The sequence below is a fragment of the Exiguobacterium aestuarii genome, assembly GCF_020171655.1.
Taxonomy (GTDB): domain Bacteria; phylum Bacillota; class Bacilli; order Exiguobacteriales; family Exiguobacteriaceae; genus Exiguobacterium; species Exiguobacterium aestuarii_A.
In genome coordinates this window covers 1-18,233 of sequence record NZ_JAIVAC010000008.1, presented here as the reverse complement: position 1 = coordinate 18,233, position 18,233 = coordinate 1, and the positions used below count along the sequence as shown (strand labels likewise).

16 protein-coding genes, 3 tRNA genes, 1 other RNA gene and 1 other annotated feature are annotated in these 18,233 nt (G+C 46.0%); of the genes, 6 read left to right on the top strand and 14 right to left on the bottom strand.

Going from position 1 to position 18,233, the window contains the following annotated elements; all coding sequences use genetic code 11:
• Nucleotides 1-236, top strand: a 236-nt coding sequence (locus tag LCM29_RS15015) for a hypothetical protein (protein WP_224863760.1), incomplete at its 5' end; no start/stop codon positions are given.
• 126 nt (nucleotides 237-362) lie between these two features.
• Here the strand turns inward: LCM29_RS15015 and LCM29_RS15010 are convergent.
• The 6 genes from LCM29_RS15010 to tadA form a co-directional block, all read right to left on the bottom strand.
• Nucleotides 363-587: a YaaL family protein gene (locus tag LCM29_RS15010; RefSeq protein ID WP_214697288.1), complete on the bottom strand. Its 225-nt coding sequence runs from the start codon at nucleotides 585-587 to the stop codon at nucleotides 363-365.
• Entirely contained in the window at nucleotides 584-1,183 is a 600-nt protein-coding gene (gene recR, locus LCM29_RS15005) for a recombination mediator RecR (protein WP_012727753.1), read from the bottom strand. The genes LCM29_RS15010 and recR overlap by 4 nt, the downstream gene beginning before the upstream one ends.
• Before the next feature lie 22 nt (nucleotides 1,184-1,205).
• Nucleotides 1,206-1,523, bottom strand: coding sequence for a YbaB/EbfC family nucleoid-associated protein (locus tag LCM29_RS15000; RefSeq protein ID WP_012727754.1), 318 nt, complete (start codon nucleotides 1,521-1,523; stop codon nucleotides 1,206-1,208).
• Nucleotides 1,524-1,537: 14 nt separating this feature from the next.
• The gene (gene dnaX, locus LCM29_RS14995; protein WP_214750038.1) at nucleotides 1,538-3,214 is read right to left on the bottom strand and encodes a DNA polymerase III subunit gamma/tau; all 1,677 of its coding nucleotides are present in this window, start codon (nucleotides 3,212-3,214) and stop codon (nucleotides 1,538-1,540) included.
• 94 nt (nucleotides 3,215-3,308) lie between these two features.
• Nucleotides 3,309-3,576: signal recognition particle sRNA large type (gene ffs, locus LCM29_RS14990), an RNA gene on the bottom strand.
• 53 nt (nucleotides 3,577-3,629) lie between these two features.
• On the bottom strand, nucleotides 3,630-4,130 hold the full coding sequence (tadA, locus tag LCM29_RS14985) for a tRNA adenosine(34) deaminase TadA (protein ID WP_214877051.1): 501 nt from the start codon (nucleotides 4,128-4,130) through the stop codon (nucleotides 3,630-3,632).
• 121 nt (nucleotides 4,131-4,251) lie between these two features.
• Between tadA and LCM29_RS14980 the strand changes: the two genes are divergently transcribed.
• Both LCM29_RS14980 and LCM29_RS14975 read left to right on the top strand, forming a co-directional pair.
• Complete coding sequence (locus tag LCM29_RS14980) at nucleotides 4,252-4,887, top strand: deoxynucleoside kinase (RefSeq protein ID WP_214697300.1); 636 nt, start codon at nucleotides 4,252-4,254, stop codon at nucleotides 4,885-4,887.
• Nucleotides 4,884-5,555 carry a deoxynucleoside kinase gene (locus tag LCM29_RS14975; protein WP_251125747.1) on the top strand — a complete coding sequence of 224 codons (672 nt, stop codon included), beginning with the start codon at nucleotides 4,884-4,886 and terminating at the stop codon, nucleotides 5,553-5,555. Before LCM29_RS14980 ends, LCM29_RS14975 begins: the two co-directional genes overlap by 4 nt.
• A 122-nt stretch (nucleotides 5,556-5,677) precedes the next feature.
• Here LCM29_RS14975 and LCM29_RS14970 read toward each other — a convergent pair.
• The 7 genes from LCM29_RS14970 to pdxS all read right to left on the bottom strand — a co-directional run bounded on the left by LCM29_RS14970 (nucleotide 5,678) and on the right by pdxS (nucleotide 10,521).
• Nucleotides 5,678-5,767 (bottom strand) — tRNA-Ser (locus tag LCM29_RS14970).
• Nucleotides 5,768-5,796: 29 nt separating this feature from the next.
• Nucleotides 5,797-5,887: transfer RNA gene (locus LCM29_RS14965), tRNA-Ser, on the bottom strand.
• Between the two features lie 37 nt (nucleotides 5,888-5,924).
• Nucleotides 5,925-6,015 (bottom strand) — tRNA-Ser (locus LCM29_RS14960).
• 138 nt (nucleotides 6,016-6,153) lie between these two features.
• Nucleotides 6,154-7,437 (bottom strand): serine--tRNA ligase, encoded by a 1,284-nt coding sequence (gene serS, locus LCM29_RS14955; protein WP_214750034.1) that lies wholly within the window; start codon nucleotides 7,435-7,437, stop codon nucleotides 6,154-6,156.
• 52 nt (nucleotides 7,438-7,489) lie between these two features.
• Nucleotides 7,490-7,699: a binding site (T-box leader), on the bottom strand.
• Between the two features lie 18 nt (nucleotides 7,700-7,717).
• Nucleotides 7,718-8,965, bottom strand: a complete 1,248-nt coding sequence (locus tag LCM29_RS14950; RefSeq protein WP_224863758.1) for a D-alanyl-D-alanine carboxypeptidase family protein — start codon at nucleotides 8,963-8,965, stop codon at nucleotides 7,718-7,720.
• A gap of 85 nt (nucleotides 8,966-9,050) precedes the next feature.
• The gene (pdxT, locus tag LCM29_RS14945) at nucleotides 9,051-9,629 is read right to left on the bottom strand and encodes a pyridoxal 5'-phosphate synthase glutaminase subunit PdxT (protein ID WP_214750030.1); all 579 of its coding nucleotides are present in this window, start codon (nucleotides 9,627-9,629) and stop codon (nucleotides 9,051-9,053) included.
• Nucleotide 9,630: 1 nt separating this feature from the next.
• A complete protein-coding gene (pdxS, locus tag LCM29_RS14940) occupies nucleotides 9,631-10,521 on the bottom strand; it encodes a pyridoxal 5'-phosphate synthase lyase subunit PdxS (protein ID WP_214697307.1) in 891 nt (296 codons plus the stop codon).
• Between the two features lie 287 nt (nucleotides 10,522-10,808).
• Between pdxS and LCM29_RS14935 the strand changes: the two genes are divergently transcribed.
• From LCM29_RS14935 to LCM29_RS14925, 3 genes are all read left to right on the top strand, one after another.
• Nucleotides 10,809-12,212, top strand: coding sequence for a PLP-dependent aminotransferase family protein (locus tag LCM29_RS14935; protein ID WP_224863756.1), 1,404 nt, complete (start codon nucleotides 10,809-10,811; stop codon nucleotides 12,210-12,212).
• A complete protein-coding gene (locus tag LCM29_RS14930) occupies nucleotides 12,209-12,829 on the top strand; it encodes a class A sortase (protein WP_224863754.1) in 621 nt (206 codons plus the stop codon). Before LCM29_RS14935 ends, LCM29_RS14930 begins: the two co-directional genes overlap by 4 nt.
• Nucleotides 12,830-12,972: 143 nt before the next feature.
• Nucleotides 12,973-16,395, top strand: a complete 3,423-nt coding sequence (locus LCM29_RS14925; RefSeq protein WP_224863752.1) for an alpha-amylase family glycosyl hydrolase — start codon at nucleotides 12,973-12,975, stop codon at nucleotides 16,393-16,395.
• Between the two features lie 41 nt (nucleotides 16,396-16,436).
• Here the strand turns inward: LCM29_RS14925 and guaB are convergent, their stop codons facing one another.
• Nucleotides 16,437-17,900, bottom strand: a complete 1,464-nt coding sequence (gene guaB, locus LCM29_RS14920; RefSeq protein WP_214697315.1) for an IMP dehydrogenase — start codon at nucleotides 17,898-17,900, stop codon at nucleotides 16,437-16,439.
• Between the last annotated feature and the right edge of the window lie 333 nt (nucleotides 17,901-18,233).

The window sequence follows — 18,233 nt, the reverse complement described above, 5'->3', positions numbered from 1 at the left end:
TCAAACTCTCCAAAGAATTTGATATAGCTCTTAAATTGACGAAGCTTGCGCTTCATTCAAAAATTGTAAAACTTATTTTTGCCTCATCGTTCAGTTTTCAAAGTTCGTCTGTCGCTCTTGGCGACTTTAATATCTTACCAAGTGAAGAACAAAAGGTCAATCACTTTTTAAAATATTTTTTATTTTGTTTGCCGCTTATCTCGGCGACGTCTATTAATATATCAGTAAAACTTTAACCACGCAACCCTTTTATTAAAATAGTTTTAAGAAATTTATTAAATTATGCTTTAATCACTCACACTATATTTTTTTCTTCATTATATAGGGTTAAAAATAAAATAAGGCGAGCCAACGGCTTCGCCTTATGAACGGAGAGACGATAAGGATACATTTCGTTTTTTCGCCTCTTTCAAATAGAAAAAGTAAAGAGCTTCTGCTTGCTTCACTTGAGCCGCTAATTCTCCTGTATCTTCGATGCTAACTTCAAGCATCCGACGTTTCGACTCAAACTTAGCTTTCGCTTCCATCAACTCAGTCAGTAGTCGTTGATCATAATCATCTTTTAACGACTTACGAAACCATTTCATAATTCTCTTCTACCTTCCATCGCTCGAGACAAGGTCACTTCGTCCGCATACTCTAAATCCCCACCGACGGGCAAACCATGCGCGAGACGAGTTACACGGATTCCTGTCGGCTTAAGTAAGCGTGATAAATACATCGAAGTCGCTTCTCCCTCAATGTTCGGGTTCGTCGCTAAAATCACTTCTTGGATTGACTCGTTCTCTTGTAAACGTGTCAGCAAGCTTGAAACGTTAATATCCTCTGGACCAATCCCTTCCATTGGACTTATGGCTCCATGAAGAACATGATATTTCCCTCTATACTCTCTCATTTTCTCCATGGCAATCACGTCTCTTGAATCTTGAACCACACAAACTACCGTTTCATCCCGGTGTGAGTCTTTACAGATTGCACAAGGATCAATATCTGTAATGTGCCCGCAAACGGTACAATATTTGATGTCCCGTTTCGCACTGACGAGAGACTTCGCAAACGTTAATACATCGTCTTCTTCCATATCTAATACATGGAACGCCAAACGCACTGCAGTTTTCGGACCGATTCCAGGTAGTTTCGTAAAACTCTCAATCAATCGTCCAATGGCTTCAGGGTATTGCAACTCGCATCGATCCTTTCTTCACTTAAAAGCCTGGGAGATTCATACCTTGTGTGAAACGCCCCATCTTATCATTCACAAGCTGATCAGCTTGCTTCATCGCATCATTAATTGCTGCTAAGACGAGATCCTGCAACATATCTACATCGTCCGGGTCGACGACATCTTCTGCAATGATGACATCTAAAACTTCTTTATGACCGCTGACGACAACTTTTACCATGCCGCCTCCTGCAGTACCTTCTACTGATAACTCTTTTAGTTCTTCTTGAGCTTTCGCCATATCTTTTTGCATCTTTTGCATTTGTTTCATCATGTTATTCATATTTCCCATTCCACGCATTCAGAGCGCCTCCCTTATGTTTCTTCGATTTCAACGACATCGCCAAAACGTTCCATCGCCTGTGCAACCAACGGGTCTTCAGTTTCTGGTTCTTCGACTCGTTCTGTCCGCTCTGCTTGTTTTTGAAGGATGAACTCATTCTTCAGTTCATTCCAATCCGTTTCAAGCACCGCCATAATTTCACGACGAATCCCCGTAACTTCAAATAACGCCTGCTCGATTACATCACGCGTACGACCATTCGAACTCACTTGTTCATAGTGCCATGTCATTCCATCTTTAAATTGTACCAGTAAGGTGTCACTTGCACAAAGGACAGCCTCACTTTCATAGAAGAGTGCGAAGATTGGACCATCCTGTATCCGGATATTCGTCATGATGTCGCCCCAACTATCGCGAATCGCATTCAAATGCTGCCGCTCAGCTCGCTGAAGTAATTGGCGAATCCGCTCTTTCGGCACTCGGATTTGTGTTCGTTTCGGAGCAGGCTTCGGTTTTTCCACCTCTCCACCTGTCACAGTCACGCCATTCTTCTTCACTTCATTCAATTCGCGGCTCAACTCACGCACTTGGTCTTGAAGTTGTGTCATCTGCTCACTGATCGTACGACCTTGTTCTGCAATTCGGATGAACGTTAACTCTACCAATACCTTCGGATGATTCGACAGCCTCATTTGTTGCTGGCACTCATTGAGCTCTTCAATCACTTGGAACAATTCGTCCGTCGAAGTCGCTTCGACAAACTGACGAAACTCATCAGTCGGACGAGCACGCTCTAATAAGTCGGCAGCTTGCGGAGATGCTTTCAATAGTAACGCATCCCGATGGACGAACACTAAGTCTTCGATGAAACGCTTTAAATCTTTCCCTTCACGTAACATCATTTCAAGCGTACTCAAAATCGCATTCAACTCTTTTTTCTGTAAACCGTATGCCATTTCGAGCAGTGTTTCATCCGTCACAGCACCCGTTACTTCTAACACCGCTTCTTCCGTCAGACGCCCATCGCTAAATGCTAAGGCCTGATCAAGCAAGCTAAGGGCATCCCGCATCCCGCCATCAGCAGCCCGTGCGATTAGTTTCAATGCTTCCGGATCATAATCATGGTCTTGATCATTCAAAATATAGGCCATCCGGGTTTGCAATTGACTCACTTCATGTCGTTTGACATCAAATCTCTGACAACGCGAAATAATCGTTGCCGGAATTTTATGCGGTTCTGTCGTCGCTAAGATAAAAATTGCATGTGCTGGCGGTTCTTCGAGTGTTTTCAATAATGCATTGAATGCACCTGTCGACAACATATGCACTTCATCAATGATATATACTTTGTAACGCCCTTGAGACGGTGGATATTTGACTTTGTCTCGGATTTCTCGAATTTCGTCAACTCCATTATTTGATGCCGCATCGATTTCAAAAACGTCCGGACTCGTACCTTCCGTGATAGCGATACACGTCGGACAGGTATTACACGGTTCACGTGTCGGTGCACTTTCACAGTTGATCGCCTTAGCAATGATTTTCGCTAAGCTCGTCTTCCCTGTCCCGCGTGGACCTGAAAACAAATATGCGTGTGACATCCGCTCCTCTAATAAAGCGTTTTGAATCGTACGTGTGATATGAACTTGACCGACGACCTCTTGAAATGACTGAGGTCTGTATACCCGATATAACGCTTGATACGCCATGAGTTCGCCTCCTTCCCCACTTTTCTTCTCTATCTCATCATACAAAAAAATCTACAGCCCTGGGGCCATAGATTGAAGTTATAAAATAAATCTGCCGCGCACCGATTTCTGAAAGCACGTCAACATGCGTTACTCATGCAGTTTGCTCAGCCCAAGCACCCCTGCGGCACACGGTACGTCACCACTTAAGGCTGCTTCCTTCCGGACCTGACCTGGTTCATGGGTGACCGTTGCGCAGGACTCAGACGTCAACGCCACTTACATAAGGCAGACCACACCAGCGCACTCCCTCGAATCGGGATTCAGTCTCGCTACAGCGGATTGCGAGTGACAGGGCACCGCTACCTCCCCACCTAGCACGGCAAATGGGTAAATGAAATTATGCACTATCTCGAGTGCTATTACATTATACTGTTTAATCGATTGGGTTGCAACCTCTCTGATGAAGTCTCTCTTGTTTCTTCCTTTCTCTAAGCGCCCGGAAGAAATCAGTTAGAAGTCGTCCACATTCTTCTGCTAAAACATTTTCGGTTACGTCAGCCTGATGATTGAATCGTTCATCTTGTACCAAATTCATCAACGTACCGCAACAACCCCCTTTCGGATCATGTGCACCGAAGATGACCCGCTTCACTCGGGATAGCACAATGGCACCCGCACACATTGGACACGGTTCGAGTGTGACGTATAACTCACAATCTTCTAATCGCCAATTGCCCAGTGATCGATTTGCTGATTCAATCGCAATCATCTCAGCATGAGCCGCTGCCAATAAATCTGTTTCACGACGATTATGACCAGTCGCAACCACTTCGTCACCTTTTACAATCACACAGCCGATCGGGACTTCCCCGATGGCCTCTGCTTTCTTTGCTTCTTCGATGGCCAACTGCATAAATCGTTCGTCACGTTCCATCGATTCACCTCATTTCTTATTTAACACTATGAAAAAAAATGAAAATCAAATCCCTCGCCATATCATTCGCATTCTATGCTAGAATGGAACTTGCACTTTGGATAATGGAGGATGACATCATATGTTTATAACGGTAGAAGGACCGATTGGTGTCGGGAAAACATCACTGGCCCATATCATCAGTCAGCATTTCTCGATGCAGATGCTGAATGAAATTGTAGAAGAGAACCCATTTCTCGGCAAGTTTTATGAAGATATCGAAGAATGGAGTTTCCAAACGGAAATGTTCTTCTTATGCAATCGATTCAAGCAGTTGGATGATATTCATAAACACCACTTGAGTCAACAGCAATCCGTCGTTTCGGACTATCATATTTTCAAAAACTTGATTTTTGCTCACCGTTCGTTGAAACCTGCGCATTTAAACAAGTACGAGCAGATTTATAAGATTTTGACACATGATATGCCGAAACCTGATGTCGTCATTTACTTACACGCCAGCATTGAGACACTGATGAAACGCGTTGCTTTGCGTGGACGTGAAGTGGAAGAAAATATGTCTCGCGATTATCTCGAACAGCTTGCTCACGATTATGAGACGTTCGTCGAATCCTATCGCGCGGCCCATCCAGAAGTGAAAATCCTCTCATTTAGTGGGGATGAACTCGACTTTGTACACAATCCGGACGATTTGACACATGTCCTCAAGACGATTGAACGCGAATTAGAATTAACTAAAGGAGCACAATTAAAATGAAGCTGATTGATAAATATAACATTCCGAACGATACGATCATTACAATCGGTGGAATGGTTGGAATCGGGAAATCGACGATTACCAATTCGTTAGCCGATGCTTTAAACTTCCGAACGTCTCTAGAGAAAGTAGATACGAACCCTTACCTCGATAAATTCTATCATGATTTTGAACGTTGGAGTTTCCATCTTCAAATTTACTTCTTAGCAGAACGCTTTAAAGAACAGAAGAAAATCTTCCAATACGGGGGCGGCTTCATTCAAGACCGTTCCATCTATGAAGACACAGGCATCTTTGCAAAAATGCATTATGAAAAAGGGACGATGTCACCAACAGACTACGAAACGTATTCAAGTTTGTTCGAGGCTATGGTGTTAACACCCTTCTTCCCGCACCCAGACCTATTGATTTATCTTGAAGGTTCGTTCGAACAAGTCCTTGAACGCATCCAGATGCGCGGTCGCGAGATGGAGCAACAAACACCAATCGCTTATTGGGAAGAGATGTACGAACGCTACACAGAGTGGATCAACAACTTCAACTTGTGCCCAGTACTACGACTCTCGATTGAAGAGTACGATCTCATCAAAGACCCAGATTCAGTCGAACTCATCCTTGAAAAAATCGAAAAGCAATTAACGATTGCTCGCGAAGCAAAAGTTAGATAATCATACAGAGGGATTACGCCATCAAAAGCGTGATCTCTCTTTTCTGTGCATAAAAAAATCCACAGCGCATATGTCTGTGGATACAAAAAATGCATCTGCCTCTGCAGATGCCCGATTGAAAGCGGAGTTGGTGGGATTCGAACCCACGCGAGCCTTGCGACTCCTAACGGATTTCGAGTCCGTCCCCTTCAGCCGGACTTGGGTACAACTCCAGGCCTAAAAAAGTGTAAAAAAAAGAAAGTGGAGGAGGTGGTGGGATTCGAACCCACGCAGGCTGTTACACCCCTGACGGTTTTCAAGACCGTTCCCTTAAACCACTTGGGTACACCTCCAAAAGATATAAAATTGTGTGAGCCTCCAAAAAAGAAATGGAGGAGGTGGTGGGATTCGAACCCACGCAGGCTGTTACACCCCTGACGGTTTTCAAGACCGTTCCCTTAAACCACTTGGGTACACCTCCAAAGCTCATATGCAATTCGTGAGCAACAGTGTCGCTCGACATGATTTATAGTACCAACTGAAGAGACAGATGTCAAACCCTTTTGTGAAAAAACATTAAAAAAAATTGAGCGCCTCAAAATCGAGGCGGCTCAAGTGTTTAGTTCGGCATTTCAATCTTTTCTTTTCCACCCATATAAGGACGAAGAACTTCTGGAATGACGACAGATCCATCCGCCTGTTGATAGTTTTCCAAAATCGCTGCCACCGTTCGACCGACTGCCAATCCTGAGCCGTTCAATGTATGAACGAATTCTGGTTTCGCGTTGGCATCACGACGGAAGCGAATTCCCGCACGACGCGCTTGGAAATCTTCGAAGTTAGAGCAAGAAGAAATCTCACGATACATCCCTTGTGCTGGCATCCATACTTCGATGTCGTATTTTTTCGCAGCTGTGAAGCCGAGGTCTGCCGTGCACATGCTGAGTACTTGATACGGAAGTCCAAGACGCTTCAATACCTCTTCAGCATGACCTGTCAATAATTCTAGTTGTTCATATGACTCTTCTGGTTTCACGAAGCGGACGAGCTCGACTTTGTTGAACTGGTGCTGACGAATCAAGCCACGTGTATCACGACCAGCTGAACCGGCTTCAGAACGGAAGTTAGCGCTATATGCTGTATACGTAATCGGAAGCTGTGTTTCCGGGATGATTTCTTCACGGTGCATGTTTGTAACTGGCACTTCAGCTGTTGGAACGAGGAAGTAGTTCGTGTCCGCTACTTTGAACGCATCTTCTTCAAATTTAGGAAGTTGACCTGTTCCGATCATCGAATCACGATTGACCATGTACGGCGGCAATACTTCTGAATATCCATGCTCGTCTGAATGAAGGTCCATCATAAAGTTGATCAGAGCACGTTCTAAGCGAGCACCTAATCCTTTATAGAAGACAAAACGGCTACCCGTTACTTTTCCAGCGCGCTCGACATCGACGATTTTTAGGTCTTCCATCACGTCCCAATGTTGCTTCGGCTCGAAATCAAAATCAGGCTTCGTTCCGATTTCGCGAATCGTCACGTTATCGTCTTCTGTCTCACCGATTGGAGTTGACTCATGTGGGATGTTTGGAATGCTGAGCAAGATCAAGTTGAGCTCTGCCTCTACTTCTCGTAACTCCTCATCCAACAATTTGATTTCATCCCCAAGTCGGCGTGTTTCTAAGATTGGACCTTCTGCATCTTGTTTGTTGCGTTTTAATTCAGCGATTTGTTTTGTCGCTTCATTACGCTTTGCTTTCTTTACTTCCACTTCGTTAATCAAGTCACGGCGCTTTTCTTCTAACTGCGGGAAGCGGTCAAGTGCACTCAAATCTTCTCCACGGTAAGCTAATTTTTCTTTAATCCCTTCAAAATCTTGTCGTAAACGTTTAATGTCTAACATTGTTGTTCCTCCTTTTTTCATATAAAAAAGGCGGCACGTCCCTTTCCCGTAGGAAAGGGACGAACCACCTTGGATCCGCGTTGCCACCCTCGTTGCCCAAATGCATGAGCCACTCGATGCACGTAACGTGTGCCAAACGTGACTTGTTTCCAAGTCAATGCTCCGAGGCCGATTCGGTTACGCCATCTCACTAGTTTGCACCAACCACTAGCTCTCTGTCAGTAGACGTACGTAACGTACTTATTCTCATCATCGCATCTGTCATTGAATTAATCTTACTTTACAACATCTGAACTTGTTCGACAAGACTGATTTTTCCAAGTGCCAATCTGATTTGATCGAGGAAATCAACAAACGCTCGCGTCATTCTCGTCAAAAACGAAGCCGTATCAACCGCCTCTGCCGTGACAAGCGTCATCTTCGGAGGTGTCTCTCCTTCTAAATAGCGAACTTGATCCGAGGAGTCGATGGTAACCGTACCTGCCTGTGTATCGACCTTGACCGGAGCGTCTAGTTCGAGCAGTTCAACTTTCGGTTCCGGGACAGGTTTCCCTTTTTCGACTAACACTTCAAAGTCATTCGTCGTCCGAACAGTGACCTGTTCCGTTTCACCTTGAGAGACCGTTGCCGTTTCCGAAATGGTTTCCCCTGTCCGTAAAATCGGTGTCATGACGAAATCTGAGTACGCATAGTCGTGTAACGCTTTCGTCGCTACATAGCGTCCCTCATCAGATGGTGCGCCAAGAACGACGGATAACACAGTGCGACCATCCCGTGTCGACACACCGATAAAGCAATAGCCTGCCTCATTCGTTGTTCCCGTTTTAAAGCCGAGCATCCCTGGATAGGCGAGATCCCGGTCGGCAAGCATTCGGTTCGTCGCGTCAAAGCGAACACCGTCGACATCCACGTATGCCCGTTTCGTCACGTCGAGCACTTCCGGATAAGTCGTCAAATACGCAATCGCCAACTTCATTAAATCATTGGCAGATGTCAAATTATCTCCTGGTAGACCGGCTGACACAGAATCGAGTCCCGATGCATTCGCAAACGTCGTTTGTGTCATCCCTAACTCATCCGCTCGACGATTCATTTCTTTGACGAACGCCTCTTCTGAACCAGACACCGCTTCCCCGAGCGTCACAGCCGCTTCGTTCGCCGAACGAATTAATGCTGCATCGTATAACTCTTTGACGGTATACGGTTTATTCAGTAGCGGGATTCGTGCAAGTCCCGGTTTTCTCGTCAGCGCCAAGGCAGCGTCACTCGGTGTAACCTCTTGATTCCAACTGAGCTTTCCTTCTTCGATCGCTTCACGCGTCAAAAATGCCGTCATCAGCTTTGTGATCGAAGCCGGTTGAAGCATGGCATCTTCCTGTTTTGTAAATAAGACCTGCCCTGTCGTCACGTCTACGAGCATCGCGCTCGCCGCGTCGACTTTTGGCGCGGCCGCAGAGGCGACTGAGGGTACGATTACTTGTACAAGCAACATGGCAACAAACATCATGATTAAATAGCGAGCCTTCACATAGTTTCCCCTTTCTATACGCTTCTTTGTTCAGTGTAACAAAAAATAAGTTTGAAGGACCCCCTTTTCATGAGGTCCCTCAAACTTATGCATATTGCTTCTGATTTTCTTTAACCATCTCGATAAAATAACGGTGCAATGATAAATCTTCTGTCAATTCTGGATGGAACGAACAAGCCAGGTACTGGTTGTAACGAACTGCTACAATCGCTTCCTCAACTTCAGCGAGCACATCTACTTCCGGTTCAACTCGCGCCACTTGTGGGGCACGAATAAACACCGCTTCGACTGGCTCATCAATTCCTTTTACCGGAAGATCGACTTCAAAACTGTCGACCTGACGTCCGAATGCATTACGTTTTACTGTCATCGGAATTTTCTTTAAGTGGGCGTCATACCCTTCGACTTCGTTCGCGAGAAGAATCATGCCGGCACATGTGCCAAACATCGGTAACGTCTCCATGTCGCGAAGTGGCTCAAGTAACTCATAACGATCGAGTAAGCGTCGCATCGCGGTACTTTCTCCACCTGGTAAGACTAATCCATCGATTGCTTTCAAGTCTTCTAGCGAGCGGACTACAACGGTTTGAGCACCGAGCGCTTCAAGCATACGAACATGCTCACGAATTGCGCCCTGCATCCCTAATACGCCAATCGTTACCATCTTACCAGCCTCGTGGTGCCATGAGTTCTTCATCTTTGAGCGTACGGACGTCTAGTCCTTTCATCGCCTCACCTAATCCTTTTGAAAGATGTGCGATCCGCTCATAGTCATCGTGGTACGTTGTCGCTTCTACGATGGCACGTGCGAATTTCTCTGGGTTCTCCGCTTTGAAGATACCAGATCCGACGAAGACACCATCTGCTCCGAGATGCATCATCAAGGCAGCATCCGCTGGTGTCGCGATTCCACCCGCCGCAAAGTTAACGACCGGGAGACGACCCGCTTCACGAATTTGCATAAGCACTTCAAATGGAGCTCCGAGATCACGAGCCTCTGTCATGACTTCATCCACGCTCATCGACAAGAGACGCTTCACTTGTGCTTGTACGGTGCGCATGTGACGAACCGCTTCCACGATGTTCCCTGTTCCTGGCTCACCTTTTGTACGAATCATTGCCGCGCCTTCGCCGATACGACGAGCCGCTTCGCCAAGGTCACGTGCTCCACATACGAACGGTGCTGTATAGTCGCGTTTGTACAAGTGGAACTCTTCGTCTGCCGGCGTCAATACTTCACTCTCATCGATAAAGTCGACCCCCATCGACTCGAGGACACGCGCTTCAGCGATATGTCCGATACGGCATTTTGCCATAACCGGAACAGATACTGCTCCCATGACATCTTCAATGATTGTTGGGTCGGCCATACGGGCAACCCCACCCATTTTACGGATATCCGAAGGTACGCGTTCAAGTGCCATGACAGCAACCGCACCTGCAGCTTCAGCAATTTTCGCCTGCTCTGCGTTGATGACGTCCATGATGACGCCACCTTTTTGCATTTCAGCCATCCCACGTTTTACTTTATCTGTTCCCACTTGTCTCTTTTCCATTGAAATCCCTCCATGAGTTTATGTTCTACTTGCTAGTATAAGCTGGATTGACTATATTAAAAGTGCCAGATTCTTATTTTTTAAAGTGGTCAGTTTGGATAAAGGACTCTATGGCTACTATCTCGAACGTGTTGAAGTATAAAGGAGGAATCAGTATGTTCGACCGTGATCCGTTTGAAGGAGGTCATCGCGCCTCATTTGTTACACCTGGAATTGTCTCAGCCTTGATTATCCTCGGTTTTCTCTTATACTTCTTTTTCGGTTCGTAAAGAAAGGAACATTGTTTTATGGATATGCTTACTTTCTCACTTGAACAAGACTCGTCCATCCCGCTATATGAGCAGTTATATAAACACATTCGGGATGCTATCGTCGACGATACATTAAAGACGGGTACCAAGTTACCTTCGAAACGCAAACTCTCTCAATTTTTGGATGTGTCTCAGACGACAGTCGAGTTTGCATACGCCCAATTACTCGCCGAAGGGTACATTGAATCCGTTCCCCGAAAAGGATTTTATGTGTTGCCGCAAGAGGAACTGTACGTCCGGCGATCGAGCAGCACCATCACGCCGTCCCCACCTAAAAAGACGTATACGTACGATGTATCGCCAAGTCAAATCGATACGACCGCTTTTCCGTTTGAACGTTGGAAACGGCACGTCAAGAACGTTGTCGATGAGGTTCATCATGAACTACTCGCGCTAGGTTCCGTCCAAGGGGATCTCGAGCTACGACAGGAAATTGCGACCTATCTCTATCATTCACGAGGCGTCCAGTGCTCACCTGAACAAATCATCGTCGGATCAGGGACAGAACAACTCCTTCCACAGCTTTTGGATTTGTTACCTGACGCATCGGTCTTTGGCATTGAAGATCCCGGCTATCCACTCACTCGTCTTTTATTCGAGCAACAGGGGCGCACCTCTATCCCGATCCCGGTAGATGAAAGTGGAGTTTGTGTCAGTGAGCTCGAACGCCATGAAATCGATGCGCTATACGTGACACCTGCCCATCAATTTCCGACAGGTACTGTCCTATCCGTCAGTCGACGCCAACGTTTATTGAATTGGGCGCTCGTTCACCAGACGTATATCATTGAGGACGATTACGATAGTGAGTTCCGTTATAGTGGTAAACCCATCCCCTCTCTTCAAAGTATGGACCCGAACGAACGTGTCATCTATATCAGTACTTTCTCGAAATCACTCATGCCATCCCTTCGTATTGGATATATGGTGTTACCAACACCTCTATTGAATCGTTACCGAGAGCGACATCATTACTTCACGTGTAGCGTCCCACGATTCGAACAGCATACGTTGGCTCTATTTATGTCGAGTGGTGACTTCGAGAAGCATTTGAATCGGATGCGAAAAATATACCGCCGCAAGTTAGAAATCGTGCTCGCCGCCTTCCGCCCATTCGAACCGATTGTCACAGTGACAGGTGCGAGCGCTGGATTGCACGTTGTCTTGACCGTCATCAGCGATCGGACAGAGCAAGAATTGAAACAATCCGCTGAATTGTCGGAAATCGCCATCAAATCGATGAACGACTATCGCATCGTACACCCAGATTCGCACATACAATTTTTGTTTGGCTTTGCACACTTGCCTGAATCATCGTTACCGAATGTGATCGATCAGTTGATGGATGCCTGGGAAATCCCGAAAGGAGTGACTCCATGAAGCGACACGTCCGATGGATCATCGGAATCTGTTTACTCGGCAGCGGTCTCTTCTTTTTAACGAGCTCGATTTGGAAAGAGAATATCGCCAGTTCAACGAGTGAATATGTCGTTGAACATATGGAATTGCAAGACGAGAGTGAAATTGAGTCGAATTATGATTTTGCGGCAGTCACACCACTTTCCTTAGCGGACGTCTTGCAAGCGCGCAATCGGTTTCATCAGTTGCCGACAATCGGTGTCATTTCCATTCCAGATGTTTCACTGGAGCTTCCGATTATAAAAGGGTTAGATGATGAGAGTCTCGCCGTCGGAGCGGGAACCATGCATCCTGATCAACAAATGGGGGTAGGCAATTACGCGCTGGCCGGTCATTATTTACAACATGCGACCGCTCTATTCGGTCCGCTCCATGAAGTCCATGTTGGTATGAAGATCTATCTTCGAGATGATACGCACACTTACGAATACGTCGTGACATCGCTTGAGACCATCTCTCCTGAACGAGTTGATGTATTAGATGAAACAGCTACTCCTACCCTTACATTGATCACTTGTACGTTCGATACGACGGAACGACTCATCGTCAAAGGTTCACTCGTCACTACTGAATCATGACCGCATCTCCTCAACTAACAGGAGACGCGGTTATTTATTGTTTTTTCAAAAACATATTGTTAGCGCTTACAACTTCCGCTAAACTATTTTTGAAAACGTTTGCATAAAATTGTGCAATTTAACTCAAACAAAAGAGGTGTCTCATGAAGAAAAAAACTGCTCGTCAGGCTTCGACTTTATTCCTGTCCGGTGCATTGCTCATTCAAGCCGGTGTTCCGATGAACGCATTGGCTGAACCGACTGCAATCACGATTGATGGGGCAAAAACAGATTGGGCTAATATTCCCGCCCTCGCAAGTTCTCCCACTGCTGGATGGCAAGGATTTGATGTCGGTGATTTATACATAAACAATGATGCCCAACACCTTTACTTTTACGTAGACGCGAATAATGTCCCGAACTGGGGAGACAACGGGCAATATATCAACATCGCCCTTCAAATCAACGATGAAGATTCAGGTGTATCGACGAATCCCCTCGGTTATCCATTCGATTTTAAAGGTGTCGACAAGGCGCCTCAGTATCATATTCTCGTCCGAGTCGATGGCGATCAGAATGTAAAAGAGGCTGCTCTTTATCAGGCTGGTCAAGAGAAACCACTTTTGCAATTAAATCAGTTGAACGGTGCGGCTTTTGCCTTAGACCGAACGAAAGGATTTGAAGGAAAAGTTCCTCTGTCATTACTCGGCTTAAACAATGGAGATCAAGTCCGCGCCTTAACTGTATTAAGTGGAAATAACGCCGGAGAACATGGGGCGTTCGATACGATTCCGAGCAATGCTGCCAATCAATTGGCCAATAGTTGGAACGTGTCCGCCACGCCATCCACACAATCTGTTTATAGTGCCCCGTTCACCTTAAATGGGGTAGAGACGATTGACCAACTTGAAGTTGCGTCCGTGACTCCGGCCTCATCATCAATTGATGCGGATGTGTCTGCTCCAATCACATGGACATTTAATGAACCCGTCCGTCTCGATTCGGCATCGGTCACCTTACAACAAGGGGAGACGCGTGTTCCCGTTGATGTAACAACGAATGGTACGAGCGTGACACTTCAACCGAAAGAAGCTCTCGCTCTCAATACGTCATATACGGCCACTATTCCAGAAGGTGCAGTGACTGGAACGATTTCGAATACAACACTCCCGGCATTGACAACTACTTTTAAAACAGCAACAAAGCTCGCGGATCCTTGGGAAACGACACGCTATATCGAAATGAAGTATGTCCGTGCCGATCATGACTATACGGATTGGAACTTATGGACATGGAGCACTGGGAAAAAAGACGGACAAGTCGATCCATACCGGATAACTGACGATGGGGCCATCTTCCGTATCCCGGTTGGTCAAGACGCCACGAAAGTTGGGTTTGTCATTCGAAAAGGCACGGACTGGGCCGTTAAGGATGCTTATGGAGAAGACAGATACGTCACGCTCGGAGAAGACCGCGTCACGAAGGTCGTCGTCGAAAGCGGAAAAGGTACCTTCCATCAAGTTCCGACAATCAGTGGTCCCGAATACGGTACAGATGGGGTTCAATTCTTCTATCGTGATGTAGCACTCTATGAAGCAGGAGAAATGGATGAAATCGATCAGGTCGCACTCAAAATCAATGGCGAGACGTACCCGATGACTTATGAGCCAGAAAACGAGTGGTTCCGCCACACGGTACATTTACCTGAAGGAATCCATGACTACACGTATCTCGTCACGAAGGACGGCGTCACGACTGAAGTGAAAGATCCTTATTTCGAGGCTTCTCAAATCGAATATCGTCAACCAACTGTCACACTCACTTCTTCTGTCAGTCCGAAAGCCATCAGCTCTCGTGAAAATGCGGTCGTTCGAGTAAACCCGACCTTGCCAAAAGGTGTGACACTCCGAGAACTCTATATCGATGCACGCCCACTCGGCGGTCCTGAAAAGTTACACATTGATCGTGCGTTAAACGCCCAAACGATCGCGGTGAAAGACACGGTCAAACCTGGAAATAAGACGCTTGCCGTCACTGCAATCGACCAATACGGAAACGTTCATCGCTCGAAAACAACAGTTCGTGTCGTCCCTAAAACGATGAAGGAAAAACAAGCGTTTGACTGGGATGAGGCGCGCATCTATTTCATGCTCACCGATCGCTTCTACAACGGAGATTTATCCAATGACAATCCGAATCGTGAATACTATGACAAAGATCATCCTGAGTCTTACCATGGTGGCGATTTTGCAGGTGTCACGAAAAAACTCGATTATTTAGACGATCTTGGGATCAATACGATTTGGATCACGCCAATTGTGGATAACATCGATTGGGATTTACGATATGGAAAAGACGGTTCTCAGTATGGATATCATGGGTATTGGGCCAAGAACTTTGAAAAACTCGATGAACATCTCGGGGATATGGCCGCCTTCCATAAACTGATTGATGAAGCGCATAAGCGTGGAATGAAAATTATGGTCGACGTCGTCTTAAACCATCCCGGCTACGGAATGGAGCCTGGGGCAAGCTCATCCGTTACGAACTTCCCAACGGATGCAGAACGACAAGTATTCGATGGAATGATTCGTGAAAATCCGGTCGACGGAGACGATCTCAAAATGTCGTTATCCGGCCTTCCCGACTTCAAGACGGAAGAAGCTGCCGTTCGAGAACAGTTGGTGAAATGGCAGACGGATTGGATCAAACGATCGAAAACGAAAAATGGCAACACGATTGATTACTTCCGTGTCGATACGGTCAAACACGTGGACTCCACAACGTGGAAATCCTTTAAAAATGAATTAACGGCAATCAAGCCGAATTTCAAATTGATTGGGGAGCACTACGGGGCGAGTATCAACAACACAGGCGGCTACTTAAGAAGTGGTCAAATGGATTCCTTGCTCGACTTTGATTTTAAATATCAGGCTGAACGATTCGTGAATGGCAATATCGAAGACGTTGAAAAGGCGCTTCAATATCGTAATACGCAATTATCAAACGAAGCGACGCTCGGACAATTCTTGAGTAGTCATGATGAAGACGGCTTCCTCGTCTCACGGGCAGGCGGGGACACTGGGAAGCAAATGGTCGCAGCCTCTCTTCAAATCACAGCGAAAGGTCAGCCAGTAATCTATTACGGAGAAGAAGTCGGTCAATCTGGGAAGCATGCAGGCGATATGGATCAAGGCGAGTTCAATGAAAATCGCTATGACTTCGACTGGTCTCGCGTCAAAGGTGAAGGAAAAGCGATGCATACGCACTATCAAAAACTTTTGAATATCCGTGCAGACTATTCGCACGTATTCAGTAAAGGGACACGTTCGTCCATCGCTGCAAATTCTGAGGCCGGCTATTCGATTTTCAAACGAAGTTATGGAAAACAGTCGGTTCTCGTCGGATTAAATACGAAAGAGAAAGCGCAAACCGTTTCCTTTAATACTTCATATAAAGCAAAAACCATTTTGATTGACCGATATAGCGGTAAACAATACATCGTTCAAAAGAATGGTAAAGTCACCGTCTCACTTCCTGCTCAAGATCAAGGGGGTACCGTGATTTTAGTAGAGAAGCGCAAATAAATAACCGCCATCCTGAGTGTACAGGATGGCGGCTTTTTACATTATCGTGAGTAGTTCGGTGCTTCTTTTGTGATATTGACATCGTGTGGGTGACTTTCTTGAAGACCCGCACCCGTCATACGAATGAATTGTGTGTCTTCACGAAGGGCACGGATGTCGGCAGCGCCACAGTATCCCATACCTGAGCGAAGACCACCAATCAATTGATATACCGTGTCAGCGAGTTCGCCACGATAGGCAACACGTCCTTCGATTCCTTCTGGAACGAACTTTTTGTCTGCTTCTTGGAAGTAACGGTCTTGGCTACCGCGCTTCATCGATGCTTCAGATCCCATACCTCGGTATGTCTTAAACTGACGACCTTGGTAAATTTCCATCTCACCTGGGCTCTCTTTCACACCGGCAAGCAAGCTACCAAGCATGACAGCGTTTGCTCCAGCAGCGATGGCTTTGACGATATCGCCTGAGTACTTGATTCCACCATCAGCGATGACTGATACACCATGCTCTTTTGCTTCTGTGACACAATCATATACAGCTGTGATTTGTGGAACACCAACGCCTGCAACGACGCGTGTCGTACAGATTGATCCTGGTCCAATTCCAACTTTAATGACCGATGCTCCAGCTTCAATCAAAGCACGTGTCGCTTCAGCAGTAGCTACGTTTCCTGCAATGATTGGGAGCGATGGGAACGTATCGCGCAACTCACGAACTTTTTCAAGCACACCAGCCGAATGTCCATGTGCTGTATCGATAACCAATGCATCTACGCCTGCTTCTACAAGTACTTGAGCACGTGAGGCTGCATCTTTTGTTACTCCGACTGCAGCTGCTACAAGAAGACGACCTTGCTTGTCTTTTGCCGCGTTTGGGAATTGCTCGACCTTCTCGATATCTTTTGTCGTGATAAGACCTTTCAATACGCCAGCTTCATCGACAAGTGGAAGTTTCTCAATGCGGTGTTGATGAAGAATACGTTCTGCTTCCTCAAGCGATGTACCTACTTTTGCAGTGATGAGGTTTTCCGTTGTCATCACATCCTTGATGACGGTTGAATAATCTTTGATGAAGCGAAGATCACGATTCGTCAAAATACCAATCAACTTACGCTCTTCTTCTGAGTTGACGATTGGTACGCCAGAAATGCGATATTTACTCATCAAATACTCAGCATCATACACTTGACGATCTGGAGTTAAATAGAAAGGATTTGTGATGACACCGTTCTCTGAGCGCTTAACGCGATCGACATGCTCAGCCTGCATCTCCATTGACATGTTCTTATGAATGACACCTAATCCGCCTTGACGGGCCATAGCAATCGCCATCGGAGCTTCCGTGACGGTATCCATACCCGCACTGATGATTGGGATATTCAATTCTAATCCTTCACAGAGCTTTGTGCTTAAATCAACGTCACGCGGTAAAACATTTGAGAACCTCGGTACGAGTAATACATCATCAAACGTTAAACCTTCTTTTGCAAACTTGTTTTCCCACATAAAAATTGATGGCCCCTTTCTCGTTCTACCTACATCTTTGTTTCGAAATATTTCTGTAATGGTAACAGGTATAACGCAAAAGTGCAATTCAATTCCCGATGTTCAGAAAAGTCAGAATTGTGTTCATTCCTCTATGAATGATGAGAATTGTTCGGAGTTTCATAATAAAAGGGACATAAATACGGAGTTCGATTTCATCATACATACAAAAAAGACGACCGAGCGTATGCTCGGTCGTCCTCTCTGTTGTTGCCTGGCAACGTCCTATCCTCACAGGGGGAGATCCCCCAACTACTTTCGGCGCTGAGACGCTTAACTTCCGTGTTCGGCATG